The 14392-nt window shown below is 38.0% G+C and carries 12 protein-coding genes and 1 tRNA gene; 10 read left to right on the forward strand and 3 right to left on the reverse strand.

The window, feature by feature from the left end; translation table 11 throughout:
• The first annotated feature begins 20 nt into the window (after positions 1-20).
• The 5 genes from L2567_RS17840 to L2567_RS17860 all read left to right on the forward strand — a co-directional run bounded on the left by L2567_RS17840 (position 21) and on the right by L2567_RS17860 (position 4295).
• On the forward strand, positions 21-599 hold the full coding sequence (locus L2567_RS17840) for a hypothetical protein (RefSeq protein WP_235299179.1): 579 nt from the start codon (positions 21-23) through the stop codon (positions 597-599).
• A gap of 148 nt (positions 600-747) precedes the next feature.
• A tRNA-Leu gene (locus L2567_RS17845) sits at positions 748-829 on the forward strand.
• 363 nt (positions 830-1192) lie between these two features.
• Complete coding sequence (locus L2567_RS17850) at positions 1193-1735, forward strand: STM3941 family protein (RefSeq protein WP_235299180.1); 543 nt, start codon at positions 1193-1195, stop codon at positions 1733-1735.
• A 10-nt stretch (positions 1736-1745) separates the two neighbouring features.
• Positions 1746-2498 carry a T9SS type A sorting domain-containing protein gene (locus tag L2567_RS17855; protein ID WP_235299182.1) on the forward strand — a complete coding sequence of 251 codons (753 nt, stop codon included), beginning with the start codon at positions 1746-1748 and terminating at the stop codon, positions 2496-2498.
• An 81-nt stretch (positions 2499-2579) separates the two neighbouring features.
• Positions 2580-4295: a serine hydrolase gene (locus tag L2567_RS17860; RefSeq protein ID WP_235299183.1), complete on the forward strand. Its 1716-nt coding sequence runs from the start codon at positions 2580-2582 to the stop codon at positions 4293-4295.
• A gap of 3 nt (positions 4296-4298) precedes the next feature.
• On the opposite strand, the gene L2567_RS17865 is transcribed toward L2567_RS17860, so the two are convergent.
• The 3 genes from L2567_RS17865 to rseP form a co-directional block, all read right to left on the reverse strand.
• Positions 4299-7112: a TolB family protein gene (locus tag L2567_RS17865; RefSeq protein ID WP_235299185.1), complete on the reverse strand. Its 2814-nt coding sequence runs from the start codon at positions 7110-7112 to the stop codon at positions 4299-4301.
• Positions 7113-7211: 99 nt separating this feature from the next.
• On the reverse strand, positions 7212-7730 hold the full coding sequence (gene hscB / locus L2567_RS17870; RefSeq protein WP_235299186.1) for a Fe-S protein assembly co-chaperone HscB: 519 nt from the start codon (positions 7728-7730) through the stop codon (positions 7212-7214).
• Positions 7730-9064 (reverse strand): RIP metalloprotease RseP, encoded by a 1335-nt coding sequence (gene rseP, locus L2567_RS17875; protein ID WP_235299187.1) that lies wholly within the window; start codon positions 9062-9064, stop codon positions 7730-7732. The genes hscB and rseP overlap by 1 nt, the downstream gene beginning before the upstream one ends.
• A gap of 119 nt (positions 9065-9183) precedes the next feature.
• On the opposite strand from rseP, the gene L2567_RS17880 reads away from it, so the two are divergent.
• The 5 genes from L2567_RS17880 (at position 9184) to L2567_RS17900 (ending at position 14237) form a co-directional block, all read left to right on the forward strand.
• Positions 9184-9918: a 16S rRNA (uracil(1498)-N(3))-methyltransferase gene (locus tag L2567_RS17880; RefSeq protein ID WP_235299188.1), complete on the forward strand. Its 735-nt coding sequence runs from the start codon at positions 9184-9186 to the stop codon at positions 9916-9918.
• 126 nt (positions 9919-10044) lie between these two features.
• Positions 10045-11133 (forward strand): serine hydrolase, encoded by a 1089-nt coding sequence (locus L2567_RS17885; protein ID WP_235299189.1) that lies wholly within the window; start codon positions 10045-10047, stop codon positions 11131-11133.
• Positions 11134-11184: 51 nt separating this feature from the next.
• A complete protein-coding gene (locus L2567_RS17890; RefSeq protein ID WP_235299190.1) occupies positions 11185-11841 on the forward strand; it encodes a DUF4159 domain-containing protein in 657 nt (218 codons plus the stop codon).
• A 31-nt stretch (positions 11842-11872) separates the two neighbouring features.
• A complete protein-coding gene (locus L2567_RS17895; RefSeq protein WP_235299191.1) occupies positions 11873-12526 on the forward strand; it encodes a DsbA family oxidoreductase in 654 nt (217 codons plus the stop codon).
• Between the two features lie 565 nt (positions 12527-13091).
• On the forward strand, positions 13092-14237 hold the full coding sequence (locus L2567_RS17900; RefSeq protein WP_235299192.1) for a BamA/TamA family outer membrane protein: 1146 nt from the start codon (positions 13092-13094) through the stop codon (positions 14235-14237).
• Positions 14238-14392 lie beyond the last annotated feature (155 nt).

Below are 14392 nucleotides of genomic sequence, written 5' to 3' on the forward strand. Positions count from 1 at the left end.
TATATGATAAAACAGTGACAATGAAAATAGCGGTAAGTACCATTTTAATAGTTGTTTTTTTAAGTTCATGCGCCAATGATGGAAGGGTAGAACCTACAGATCAGATAGAAGCGCCTCAGAAAATTGAAAGAACAGATAAATTGCCTTTTGCGTGTGACTTCATAGATGAAAAAGAGATGTTAAGCATCTTAGATAAGGATGTGAATCTTGAAGTCTTAGATGGTAATAGAAATAGAAAGAGTGAACACAGTACATCGTGTTTCTACAAGTGGGATGATATTCAATATGACGTTTCCGGAGTGATGATCCAAATCAATCGAAATCCTCTGCCTGATGAGATACCAAACTTTGTTCAGAAGTCTTTAGATAACAAGCGGTGGGAAGGGGAAAGAAGTTATGACGATCCCAACATAAGTTTCAAGTATGATGACATGGAGGGTATGCCTTTTCCTGTGATTTACAATCGTGAAACCAATAAATACTTTTTTGGCTTAAAGGACATGTTTGTTTGCTCCGTTGTTTTCAATTATCCGGCTGAGCCTGATCAGCTAGATGCATGGTTTAGAGAAATTGCTACTAAAATCGTAGAGAGCGTTTAAATCCATAGTAGTAATTCTGCATGAAAATTTATTCGTCGAATGAAAGTGATTTATTTTCAATAGAATTTATATTTTTGCATTCGCATTGGCAAAAGCCAGTGAGATTGTGTAGAGGAAAAGAAACTCTAAAACAAGGCATATGATAAAGGCCTCGGTGGCGGAACTGGTAGACGCGCTGGATTCAAAATCCAGTTCCTTCGGGAGTGGGGGTTCGATTCCCCCCCGAGGTACTAAAAAGCTTCACTCTGAAAAGGTTGGAGCTTTTTTTATTATAAAATGGAGCATTTTACAAGTAGGGGAATATAAAAACCAAACACCCTGCGGGTTTGCAGCAGTTTCACTCTGCAGGAATTACATATCTAAATCATCCATCTGAGTAGACGCTTCGAGCCGTTGTTCGCAGTTCAGAGCTAAAAAGAACCCACTCGACAAACACACTATAGGTTAACTCATCATATTTGATATCACAATTCATTAGCAAATACATGAGCAGGTAGAACAGCTACTACTACCTTATTACACCAGAAACAGATCCCTGCCTTCGAACTTTTCAGAAAAATTATGTATATTTTATATGAATAAATCGTGTTAAAATGAGCTCAACAATTGAAATTCCCCTCAATCGAAATAAATTATTCGTATTACTAGGTGCCGCGGTACTTTTTATACTATTGGGCGTATGGCTCATTTGGTATGCTAGTTTTCCTGTAACGGATGGAGAATCGCTTTTTACAGATCCACTGATCCTACGCACTTTAGGAATTATATGCATTATTTTTTTTGCTGGGGCAGGAATCTTGGGATTTAATAAAATACGAGATCGAAGAACTGGGCTGGTCATAAACAACCAAGGAATAATAGACCACTCTAACGCCTCCAGTATCGGATTGATAAGATGGAAAGAAATAAGCGACATAGAAGCGACAAAAGTGATGTCTACCAAATTCCTTCTTGTTAAACTAAAGAATCCTGATGAATATATTTCAAGAGCAGAAACCAATATGAAACGAAAATTGATGTCAGTGAATCATAGAACCTATGGAACACCTGTTACCATCACTTCGGACCGATTAAAATACGATTCTAATGCATTGGAGCAATTGATTAAGTCAGAATTTGACAAACATAAATCATAAATTAAAGACCATGAAAGCATCAAAATTACTATTCCTCTTTTTTGTAATTGTACCTCAATCCTATTTGCTTGCCTGCTCCTGCGGTGGGCCTTACGAGACAACATTCTGCCGTGCTGTCTTAGAAGATAATAACATTGTCCTGGCTGTGGTCACAGATACTTTAGGATACTCAGATGTTCAAGTGACGATTATCGATAATATATTAAACGAAATAGCAGAAGATACCATCAAAATATTAGGTCAGGATGGACTTAATTGTGGGGAATCAATGGGCTTCTTTGCGCTTGGAGATACCGTCGTTTTAGCCTTAGATAAAGGCGAATATCAAGAGGCCACTACAGGAGAGCCCTATCAATATTATCTAGACGGTTGCGGACGAAGGTTTTTACGCTATGCTGAGGACAAGGTCTATGGAAGCATTTCATTTGCAACTGATTCCTTAGAATATGAAAGTTTCAAAGCCTCAATTGAAATTTGCATACAGACAGCAAATTTGCAAGAAAATCAAATAGTTATTGAGGAGCTAGTAAGTGTTTACCCTAATCCAGTAAAGGAAACACTGAATGTTAATGTTTCAACTATTACAGCTTCGAAAATTGCCTTCGATCTGATCGATTCGAATGGTGCGATGATGATGAAGAACTTGCAACTTAAACCAGGTATTAATCGATTCGAAATTCCTGCTGATTATCCTCCGGGTACTTACTTCATGCTGGTTAACTTTAGAAGAGATCAACATGTCATTAAAATTTTACACCTGTAACCTTAATAGTAATACCTTCGTCGAAGAAATTGTTGCATTTATTCTAAGCACTCTATTTTGCAATTAAGAAAAAAAATAAAAATGAAAAGACTTTTAACCATATTGCTTTTAGCTGCCATGATTCAATTCTTATTGCCGACCATTGGCCTAACACAAACAAAGGCTGATGAAATTTATCAACTTCTAGAATTGTACAACACATATCATCAGTTTAATGGTTCTGCACTTGTTGCACAACATGGAAAAGTGGTTCATAAGGGAGGCAATGGCCTGGCAAATATGGAATGGGACATCAAAAACACTTCAGATACCAAGCACCGGCTGGGATCCATTACTAAACAGTTCACTGCGATGTTGATTTTGCAGCTGGTAGAGGAAGGTAAACTCGATCTCCATAAGCCTATTGAAAAGTACATCCCTAATTACACAGGTAAACATAAGAATAAAGTGACGCTACATCATTTGCTAACGCATACTTCTGGCATTCCTAGCTACACTTCGTTTCCAGGTTTTTTTCAAAATGATTCAAGAAATCCATATACACCTGAAGAATTTACGATGTATTTCGCTGACTCTACTTTAAATTTTGAGCCAGGCTCAAGATATGAGTATAGTAATTCAGGTTATTTCTTGTTGGGCTATATCCTCGAAGAAGTAACAGGTAATTCTTATGAAAATGAACTGAAGAAAAGAATTTTAGATCCTCTCCAGATGAAGGATACCGGATTCGACCGTCACCAAGATATTCTTAAGAATCGGGCTACAGGATATGAAAAGCAGGGTATGAATTATATCAATGCTCCATATCTAGATATGTCAATCCCCTATTCTGCAGGTTCTCTTTATTCTACGGTCGAGGATTTATATAAATGGGATCTGGCGTTGTATACTGACAAGCTCCTTTCTGATAATTTGAAAGAACAAATGTTTACTGATCATATCAATGGATATGGCTATGGATGGGGTGTCAGTGAAAGGGACGGTAAAATGATCATCAGTCATGGTGGAGGTATCAATGGGTTCAATACTTTAATTACGAGATATCCACAGAGTAAAGATTTGGTAGTGTTGCTTAATAATACCGGAGGAACCAACCTGGGAGAGATTTCAAAAAACATTATGGCCATACTTTACGATGAACCGTATGAAAAGCCAAAAGAGTCTTTGGCCAGAAAATTAAGTGAATGGATTGAGGAAAAAGGAGTAGAAAAGGGAATTGCAGAGTTCAGAGCAATGAAGAATGATGACCTGTATTACGTCAGTGAGCGAGAACTGAATAGTTTAGGCTATAATTATCTGGGATTAGAGAATCTTGATAAGGCGCTAGCGGTATTTGAGTTGAACACATCATTATTTCCGAATAGCTGGAACGTCTATGATAGCTACGGAGAAGCTCTGATGAAGTCTGGTGATAAAAAGGCAGCCATTGAAAATTATAGGATTTCTGTACAAATGTATCCCGGAAATGAAGGTGGCATTGAAAATTTGAAAAAACTGGGTTTTGATGTTTCAGAATTAAAAGATGAGGTTGAAGTGTCGGATGAAATTCTTCGATCCTTAGTAGGAACTTATGAACTGCAGCCGGGATTTGATATTACCATCATTAAGGACGGAAAGGCAATGAAGGCAGAAGCTACAGGACAACAGGCCATACCTATTTACCCTAAATCGGATTATGAATTCTACGCAAAATTGATCGATGCACAATTGATCTTTAATAAAGGAGACGATGGCAGCATCGAAAGTTTTACCTTGAAACAGGGTGGACGTGATACCACTGCAAAAAAAATTAAGTAGCGTTTAAAACGCTGGTATATCGTAAACAAAATCAAAGAACCATCGGCTCGTTCGGCCTTCAGGAAGGGGTCCGACCAGGTATGATAGTCTTATGCCAACTTCTATTTCTGAAAATATATTATTGATAAATACGACATCGCTAAGAAGATCCAGGCCAATAGACTGGAATTCCGTGGTCTCATTTTCAAAACGAAGGTGGTTGTAGTGATAAAAAGGTTTGGTAGTAATCCGCTTGAAATATATAAAATCAGCAAAACCCCAATCAGGATAAGCTAGTGGCATTGCATAAGTTGCATTCAACCCTAATGCCCAGTCATACTGCTCACTGAAGAAGCCGGGTGCGTAGCTGAATCTGTCTAGTAATCCAATCCGCGTTTCATCAGGTTCATTTTGTTGTGCGTAATCAGCACCCAGACGGAGGCCATGGTTTCTTAAGAGGCCGGGCACAAAAAATGAGTTGCTGAGATTCAATGCACGATGATTATCATTAAATCGATATCTATGCCGAGCTACTGCATTATATCCCCATCTGGGAAAAAGGTTTTGTAACGCCCTCAAACGATTAGTGGTAAAGCTCATGGCATTGTTCCATGTGATGCCTTGTTGGTTTAAAAATTGGTCTGTTCCTATTTCTTCTACATGTGTCCAGGTCTGTGAAATAGAGGTTTGATAGCGCAGTCCTCTGAGATAAGTACCGCTTGTGAAATTGAGCGGAATAATCATTCCCGGCGACAGACTGTGCTGACTAACTGCGAAACTTCTGCTTTGATCGTTCGTGAAAACTATTCTCGGAAGAGCGAAGTTGTAGCCCAGTTGGTAAATTGGAAAATACCGTCCATAATTGACATTCAAATTGATAAAACTGCCTTTAACATTTGCGTTGTAAGTATATGATGGCTCAATATTAACCTGATTCAAGATATTGTCAGAGAATAGGGTGGCTGAATATTCCGATCCATCTCCAATCAGCAGCCATGAATGAGATCTAAAAAATTTCCAATTTCTAGGATATTTAGTAACACTAAACTGTTCAGAGGGAACATCAGTTAATATATCCACGGGTTCTAAATGAGAAGTTTGCAGATAAAAGGGAACGTTGTCCTTTCTAACCATAGACACGGTGGGCCAATCGGCAATAGAAGTTTCAATTTTATGGAGTAAAAAACCTTGACTATGTGGACGCTCTGCAATAATTTTTCCTTCTTCATAGTTGCTGGGATTGTACATGCCAATGTTATCGTCTGATATTTGTTTTAGCAGTCCCGTTTTCAATTCATAGGCATAAATCTGATCCGTGGAGCCGACATTAGCTTGAAATATGAGGTGACCTTCACTCAGTTTTAGTGGTCCAAAGACCACATCATCCCATTCCGTCAGAAGAGTAAATGCACCCTGCAAACTTACTTGAGCAAGCGCATACTGGTGACCCTTCTTGACAACAGTGTAGATTGAACGGCCATCTGCGCTTTGAATAGGGTACAGGTATTGCCTGTCAGATGATTTGATGATTTGCAAGACAGCATTTGATTTAATATTGTACATCGCAATACCTGATTCGGTCCCTAGATATCCATTGACAAATATCAAGTTCAGACCATCATTAGAAAATGAGGGTGATCGATAAGCCTGATTTCTCCCGATTATTCTCTTTGTCTTTTCCTCCGAGTCGTATAATATTAAGTTAGCAAAATTTTGATTGCCTCTCCTCATGTCTCTCTGGATCTCATCCCACACAAAATATTTTCCGTGCTTGTCAAAATAGGTGTCCAGTACGACCCCCTGGTTGACGATGAGTTCGTGATCGCCGTTTTCAACATACCGATATAAACCTCTGATTTTCCTGCGATCAGCATAGCTGAAGAAAATGTCCCCTTGATCCTGAATAGGATTCTTGAATTGTACGACATTATTTGGTTTCAGTGAAGTAATGGCTTCTGAAACATTTTCTTTTTCAGGAATCTCAGATTTCATTCTGGCGACGCCGTTGTAATAGTGTTGCTTTATTTTAGTACCGGTAACTTTCTTCACAGCCCGACGAAATGGATAAAAGATACCCCTAAAACTAGAAGCTCGCCTATTGATTTCATTAAAGTCTTTGTGATCAGCGCTAAGCCTCATTTCTGAAAGAATATAATATCCAGTATTGTAGTGATTGGGCACAAAATCTAAGAAAGAGCCGTTCATCGCCTTCATATAAGAATAATTAACACCGGCTTCCTGCTGGGCCCGTTGCTCTACACTAAATGAAGGCACTCGACCCCTTCCCCCCGTAGTTAAAGCCGTTTCCGCTATAGTAGCATCACCTTCGAGGAACCATGCAGGCATCGTTAGCCCAATAAGGGCACCCCAACCATAATCTCCGAAAAGATAGTAGATCAAATTTCCGATACCACGCCTGGCATTTAGGAATTGGTTGATATGTCTATACTCATGAATCGCAAGTTGATCAGTCCAGTCCAGTGCTGATTCTTCAAAGGTCTTTTGCGGTGCCTGCATGAAAAACTCCGTCTTAAAAGGTGCTATTTGTGCATATCCATTGCTGATCACATCTCTGTTTCTCAAAATGATATCCACCTTTTGTCTTTTTTCACCTAGAAGACCAACATTTTCATTGTTCATGTAATGGATGATATTGGCCACCCTTTGTGCTTTATCCTCCAGTGAATCTGGAAAGATCACTCTTACGATAGGTGTATTAATTTGACTCCACTTGATGTGAGCAGGATAACCGCCAAATGAAGATTGTGTAAAGGCGCTCAGTGAGCTTAAAGCGATGAGAAAGGCCACAAAAAAACAACGAAAGGCAAATGTCTTCATTACAAAGGATAGATGAAAAAACATGTAATCTCGTAAAATTGGAAGAATTTCAGCTTAAAAAGAATTAAAAATCTACGGTGAGAAAGGAAAAAATATAGATTACGATTGGATCTTTTCTATATTTTCTTCAAGCCTTTTGAGATATTTATTTTTTAGGTAAAATTCCTTTAAAAGCTCATAGTCACTTTCTGACATTTCTTCATCTGACTTGGGAATGATTTCAGAAATACCAGCCTTCAGTCGCTTCTTGGTATCATCCACATCTTTTTCTAACTGATCGAGCTTCGATTGGTTGAAATCGAATTGGAGTTCCATGACTGCCTCATTGACATCCATCATTTCCATCAAAAATTCCTGGGGAATTTGATTGTCTCCTTCTTCTTTGAGTATGCCTTTAAGTTTTAGCAAATACCGAAGCCTTTTATCAAAGTCAATCAAGGTTTTATAGGCAGTGTTATTAAGGGTGGATTGCTCCAATGCCTCCATTTGCTTTTCGACTCCATCCAATGTAAAAAAATCAGGATGAAATTGTTTGCTGTTAGCATAAAACCGCTGTTTCAAAAGGGCTTCATCTATGCTGAGACTAACAGGCAAATTGTAAAATTCAAAGTAGTTCATCAGAATGGCCAGAATCTTCTAATATCGTTACCAAGTGCAAAGACCATCAGGAGAATCAAAAGTACGAATCCTACCATAGTCGCGTATTCTACTACTTTATCGCTCACCTTTTTACCTGTAATCACTTCCCAAATCAAGAACATCACGTGGCCTCCATCCAATCCTGGTATAGGTAACAGGTTCAAAATTCCCAGAATCATGGAGAGCATGGCCGTCATGTTCCAAAATATCTGCCAATCCCAGGATGACGGAAACATATTTCCAATCGAAAGAAAACTTCCTAAGCTATCTTTCGCTTTTATTTTCCCTCTGAAAATTTTACCAAAGGCATTTAATTGGTCAGTCACAAAGCCATTGGCACGCTTCACTCCTACTGCAAAAGACTCAGAAAGATTGTACTCTTCAGTTTCTACCTTAAAGAACTCTCTGGGAGCATAGTTATAAACCCCTATTTTGCCATCTTCATCTATGGTTAAATCGGTGGTTCTGGTTTGACCATTGCGTTTGTAAGTAATTTCGATGGTTTCGTTCTTCATATCCCTTGTTTTCAGGGCTAATTCATCGTAAAACTCAATGGGATTGCCATTGTAGCCTACAATCACATCATCTTTCATTAATCCGGCCTTGTCTGCAGGAGAACCTTCTACGACCATAGCAAGCTTAAAGGGAACACGAGCTTCAAAGATTAATTGCTCTTTCCCTTCGCCCGTCAGGATCTGTACATATTTTTCATCAATAGGAATATCAATAACAGAACCATCCCGATTTACTGTCACTGATCTCGCATCGTCAATCACTACAGCCCTTAGTAAGGCGCCGGAGTTAAATTTGTTAAACTCCTCGTCACCGATTTTAATGATCTTATCACCAGTCCTTAACCCCATATTGTAGCCGAGTGTATCTACATAAATGCCGTCTTTTACTTCGGAAACAGGAATGTAGGAACTGCCCCATGTGAATGCGACAAGGGTGAATATCAGATAACCTAGAATAATATTAACGGTCACTCCGCCAAGCATGATGATCAGACGTTGCCAGGCTGGCTTGGATCTAAATTCCCAGGGCTCCGGTTCACTATCGAGAAACTCTTTGTCCATACTTTCATCGATCATGCCGGCAATTTTCACGTAACCACCAAGTGGTAACCAACCTACACCATATTCTGTTTCACCAATTTGCTTTTTGAATAGAGAAAAGCCTGGGTTAAAAAAGAGATAGAACTTCTCCACTTTTGTTTTAAAATATTTAGCGGGAAGAAAGTGACCCAACTCATGGAGTACAACTAGAATAGACAAGCTGAGAATGAGTTGGAGTGCTTTTATTAAAATATCCATTTATTTGCTTTCTGATGAATCAACCTTAGTAACGGCAGACTTCAATGATTTGTTTCTAATTTTCGGCAAAAGTACTGAAGTGATAGAAGAATACCCTACTTTTAACTGATTATTAAGATATGATTCTATTCTACAGCGAAGAATGTGACGGCCAGACTGCCAGATTAGTTGGAAGTGAGGCCAGTCATTGTGTACAAGCTCTTAGACGTCAAATAGGGGATGAGGTCTACGTTACAGATGGTTTAGGCCAATGTTTCAAAGGGGAAATTACTGCAGCATCAAAGAAATCGGTAGACATTACCATCACCGAAGAAATAATTTTGAAATCACCCAGAAATTATCACATTCATATTGGTATCGCACCTACCAAAAATAATTCTCGGTTTGAATGGTTCCTGGAAAAGGCTACAGAATTTGGAATCGATGAAATCACACCATTAAAATGTGCCAGAAGTGAGAGAAAATTGGTCAAACCTGATCGACTGAGTAAGATTATTTTGAGCGCTATGAAACAATCTTTGAAAACAAAATTGCCAGTGCTTAATCCTATGGTACAGTTTCAGGATTTTGTTTCAGGACAAAATCATGACCAAATGTATATTGCACACCTCGAAGAAAAGCCTGAATTGCTTATTCATAAGTATAAATCAGGAAAAAATGCTACGATCCTAATAGGTCCCGAAGGAGATTTTACTAGCGGAGAAATCAATTTGGCTACCTCAAAAGGAGCAAAAGCTGTCAGCTTGGGAGACTACCGATTAAGGACAGAAACAGCTGGTATAGCTGCAGTTCAACTGATCCATTTTGTGAATCAAGCAGGGGCTAATTCTGAAAAAGGAAAGTCAAACCAGTAATATGACATCACTAGAACTTCGAAGACCAGAGTGTTGTTAAAAGAAATGTTTTCAAGCTTTTTCCGTCGTAAATTATGGAATAAATATTTGACTTGCAGACCTGTCGGTTTTGAATAAAAAAGAATTATGAAATATACCATCATCACCATTATTATTGCTGTTTCTCTTGTTTTCTTGCTGTCATTTACTAATAAATTCAGGTCAAAGAAAAAGGAACACTTAGTACTGAATTATATCAAAGAGAATCCGGAGAAGTCAGCCATCACCATCATTAAAAATGGAGAGAAAAAAGTTGATTTTAATTCAGACAAATTAATGCCATTGGCAAGCACAGTGAAAATCATTATAGCAATCGAATATGCTGAGCAAGCGGCTGCCGGGCTTATTGATCCTCAAGAAGTGATTTCATTTGATTTATTAGACCAGTATTATATTCCCGGAACTGATGGTGGAGCACATATGGCTTGGTTTAAATCTATCAAAAATGATATTATTGGTGACGGAATTACATTGAAAGAAATAGCCAAAGGTATGATCGATTACAGTTCTAATGCAAATACAGAGTTCTTGTGTGATAAGCTGGGACTTGAGAACGTTAATGATAGAATAGGTAAGTTAGGGATTGATCGTCATTCAGAAATCTATTATATCGTTTCCGCCTTATTTGTGGATAGAGAAATGTTTCCGGATTTGACGGGACAGGAATTGACTAATGCGCTTGAAGAGGTTCCTATGGAAGATTATATTTCTATCTCTCATAGCATCCATGATCAATTAAGTAGAGATTTTGGATATAAGGACACCTTGGGAGAACTAAATCTGGGCGTACAAAAAGTCTGGTCTGATCGATTACCTGCCTCAACCACAGGTGAATATGCTGAATTGATGCGTAAAATTAATGGTCGGACATTCTTTGATTCCAAGGTCCAACAGCATCTGAATAACGTTTTAGAAGGCATTATGGATAGTCCGGCCAATAAGACTTGGCTACGACATGCAGGAGCAAAGGGCGGATCGACTGCGTTTGTTCTCACTAAAGCTTTTTATTCGACTGATAAAGAAGGCAACACTACAGAATTGGCCTATTTTTTCAATGACGTTGGATTCTTGGAGAATAGTCAGTTACAAAGGGCTATGAATCAATTTGAACTAAAAATATTAAGAGATCCCTCATTCTTAGAGTTATTGATAGAGGGATTAGCAGAGATCGATTAAGTAGTTATAGATTGGAACAATAAATTAAAATAGAAACACCTTAATTAGAGTATGAAGAAATTGTTGACATTAGTCGTAATCTCTGTGGTCATTTTTAGTTTTAGACCAGCAGAACCAAGTCTTAAACTGGCATTGGCGAAATATAGCGGTGGGGGTGATTGGTATGCAAATCCTACAGCTTTGACCAACCTCGCAACATTTTGTAATCGTACGCTTGGAACAAATTTGGATCCAAACTATGCTACAGTGGATGTTGGAAGTATTGATATTTACAATTTTCCTTTCCTACACATGACAGGTCACGGTAATGTGGTTTTTAGTGAAGCAGAAGCGGAAAATTTAAGAAATTATTTAATATCAGGTGGATTTCTACATATTGATGACAATTATGGGATGGATAAATTCTTGCGTCCGGCAATGAAGAAGGTATTCCCGGAGCTTGAATTCATCGAATTGCCCTTTGACCATGAAATTTACCAACAAAAGTATACCTTCAAAAGTGGGCCTCCGAAAATTCATAAACACGATGACGAACCTGCGCAAGGACTTGGATTGATATGGGAAGGTCGCGTGGTTTGTTTTTATACTTTTGAAAGTGACATTGGAGATGGCTGGGAAGATGAAGAGGTACACAAAGACCCTGCGGAACTACGATTAAAAGCACTGCAAATGGGGGCCAACATTATTCAATACGCCTTCTCATTTTGAACATGATGGGGTGTGCCAATGTTTATATGGTATGAACAAAGAGAGAATTAAAATAGATATCGTTTCAGATGTAGCATGTCCTTGGTGCTATGTGGGAAAGAAGCATTTCGAAAAGGCACTCGAGAATATGAAGGATTTGGATTTAGAAGTTAATTGGAAGCCTTTCCAATTGGATCCAACCATCCCAGAAAATGGTCTGGAGAGAGAAACTTATCTGAGAAATAAATTTGGGAGTAAAGAAAGAGTGGATGGAATGATGGAGCGGTTGAAGTCCTTTGGAGAACAGGTGGATATAGAGTTCAATGATATGAATAGGATTCCCAATACACGAAAGATGCATAATCTAATGCATGTGGCCAGTGAAAAGGGATTTGCTAATGAACTCAAAGAAGCATTTTTCGAAGGATACTTTGAAAAAAGTTTGAACATGGCAGATGATGACATCATTTTGGATATCGCAGAACGATTTGGTTGGACAAGGGATGAGGCCAATGCAATAATGGATGATGAGGAGATTTCTTATTTAGTGAATCAGGAAATCCGGGATGTCCAGAATAGAGGAGTAACCGGTGTGCCATTTTTTATATTGAATGATCAATATGGTGTGAGTGGTGCTCAGCCACCGGAAGTATTGGAAAATTGGATTCGTGAAACGAAGAAGGAGTTGCAAAAAGAAGAAGCTTAATAATTGCGACTTTCAAATTCTATTCCAATGCATTGCCTCAAAAAAGTTTGTCAAGTGTAGTACTCAAGGGACTTGCAAATTCCATTTGCAAGCGCTGCATTAGAAAAGTTTGTCAAGTGTAGTAATCAAGGGACTTGTAAATTCAATTTGCAAGCGGTCACTTTATTGACAAAAACGCTTAAACATCAATTGAAATTTTTGATTAATGAATCATCATTTATATCTAGCGCTTTTGAGTTGATTCTTGAAACAATAGCCTTTTAAAATTTAAAAATCAGTAAAAAGACTTCGTTTGCTCCAAAGTGTGACTTTCTAGAATCATTGTAGATGTGCAACAATAGTGTGAAAGTGTCAATAAAAGTTTTACCGATGATTTAGAAATTTATCAAATAGCATCAAGGAATCGAACTGAGACATTGACCAGCATATTTATTATTCAGGAAGAAGTGATGCCTATGATTTTCAGCTGTTTTGGATATTAAAATACTCTATGTAAAAGGATTACCTTTGATTTTTCATGCTTTTGCAAAGATAATTTAAATTATATCCAAAGTTGTATGGTGATATGAACTTTAAAGGTTTACTTATAAACGCCCTTATTTGGAGCCTGTTATTATTGGGAAATCCTTTAAATGCTCAGAATATTATCAAGCGCTATTTTGATAATATACTGAATAATAAGAGTGATTTATCGCAACCTCAACTCTTAGTTTATCCCACGTTAGCTTACGCTCCAGAAACAAGTTGGGAGATAGGTGCGAGCACTTTGTACGTTTATTTTGCAAAGCGAGACACTACAAATAGGCTAAGTGAAATTAATGCTTTTTCTTTTGTGACGTTGGAGAATCAATACGGCTTGTGGTTTGACCATGCCCTATATTCTGATAAAAATCGTTGGTTTTTTCTTGGACAAGCTCGGATACAAAGTTTCCCGCTGTTTTATCATGGAATAGGTATTGATACACCAACCGCGTATACTGCCAGGATAGAAGCCAATCAAATTTTAATTAAAGAACGTGTTTTAAGGAGACTGTTTAACGATGTATATTTAGGATTTGAATTTGATTTTCAACGTCTCACTGGAACTGATTTTATCTTAGCGGATCCTGAAATCATAAATTTCGAATTACCATTAGGGCATGAAGGATCTAATAGTTTTGGACTAGGCCTGGGTTTGATTCAGGACAATAGACATAACGTATTAAATGTTAGGAAAGGATTGTTCTCGGAACTAGCTTTTTTGCACTACAATTCAGCATGGGGAAGTACATTTGATTTCACTTCGATATTATCTGACACCCGAGTTTATAAGCAGATGGGTCACAACAATGTTTTAGCGTTTCAATTGCTTGGACAGTTTAAATTTGGAGAAGTTCCATTCAATCAACTTGCGTTGATGGGCGGAGAAAGTATGATGAGAGGTTATTATTACGGAAGGTATAGAGATAAAAATCAAATGGCTGCCCAGATAGAATATCGTTTTCTACCTGTTCCATTTCACTTCACTGACCGTTTAGGTTTTACCTTATTTACGGGTGCTGGCTCTGTCTTTAATCAAATAGAAGATCTAAATATTTCAAATTTTGTAGTTTCCGGAGGAGCTGGCTTGCGCTTTCTATTATTTCCCCAAAAAGATATTTGGACACGTTTGGATTTCGCGGTAAATGCGGAAGGTTCAGGTTTTTATTTTTTTATAGGGGAGGCGTTCTGATCATTGATTTAGTTTGTTTTGCTAATACACTGTATCCATCCCACTAACCCCATCTTGTCTATTTAGCTAGGAATAGAGAATTTGCGATTAAAAATAGTAATGGCAATAGACAGTGAAAAATTATATCGACAGTTTCAAGCTTCAGGAATGAGTAG

Source organism: Portibacter marinus, assembly GCF_021533195.1.
Lineage (GTDB): Bacteria > Bacteroidota > Bacteroidia > Chitinophagales > Saprospiraceae > Portibacter > Portibacter marinus.

Coding starts and splice junctions, on each gene's coding strand:
- L2567_RS17890 (WP_235299190.1), top strand. CDS start 11,185: ATGAAGAAATTGTTGACATTAGTCGTAATCTCTGTGGTCATTTTTAGT.
- L2567_RS17865 (WP_235299185.1), bottom strand. CDS start 7,112: ATGAAGACATTTGCCTTTCGTTGTTTTTTTGTGGCCTTTCTCATCGCT.
- L2567_RS17855 (WP_235299182.1), top strand. CDS start 1,746: ATGAAAGCATCAAAATTACTATTCCTCTTTTTTGTAATTGTACCTCAA.
- L2567_RS17880 (WP_235299188.1), top strand. CDS start 9,184: ATGATTCTATTCTACAGCGAAGAATGTGACGGCCAGACTGCCAGATTA.
- L2567_RS17900 (WP_235299192.1), top strand. CDS start 13,092: ATGAACTTTAAAGGTTTACTTATAAACGCCCTTATTTGGAGCCTGTTA.
- L2567_RS17840 (WP_235299179.1), top strand. CDS start 21: ATGAAAATAGCGGTAAGTACCATTTTAATAGTTGTTTTTTTAAGTTCA.
- hscB (WP_235299186.1), bottom strand. CDS start 7,730: ATGAACTACTTTGAATTTTACAATTTGCCTGTTAGTCTCAGCATAGAT.
- L2567_RS17850 (WP_235299180.1), top strand. CDS start 1,193: ATGAGCTCAACAATTGAAATTCCCCTCAATCGAAATAAATTATTCGTA.
- L2567_RS17895 (WP_235299191.1), top strand. CDS start 11,873: ATGAACAAAGAGAGAATTAAAATAGATATCGTTTCAGATGTAGCATGT.
- L2567_RS17860 (WP_235299183.1), top strand. CDS start 2,580: ATGAAAAGACTTTTAACCATATTGCTTTTAGCTGCCATGATTCAATTC.
- L2567_RS17885 (WP_235299189.1), top strand. CDS start 10,045: ATGAAATATACCATCATCACCATTATTATTGCTGTTTCTCTTGTTTTC.
- rseP (WP_235299187.1), bottom strand. CDS start 9,064: ATGGATATTTTAATAAAAGCACTCCAACTCATTCTCAGCTTGTCTATT.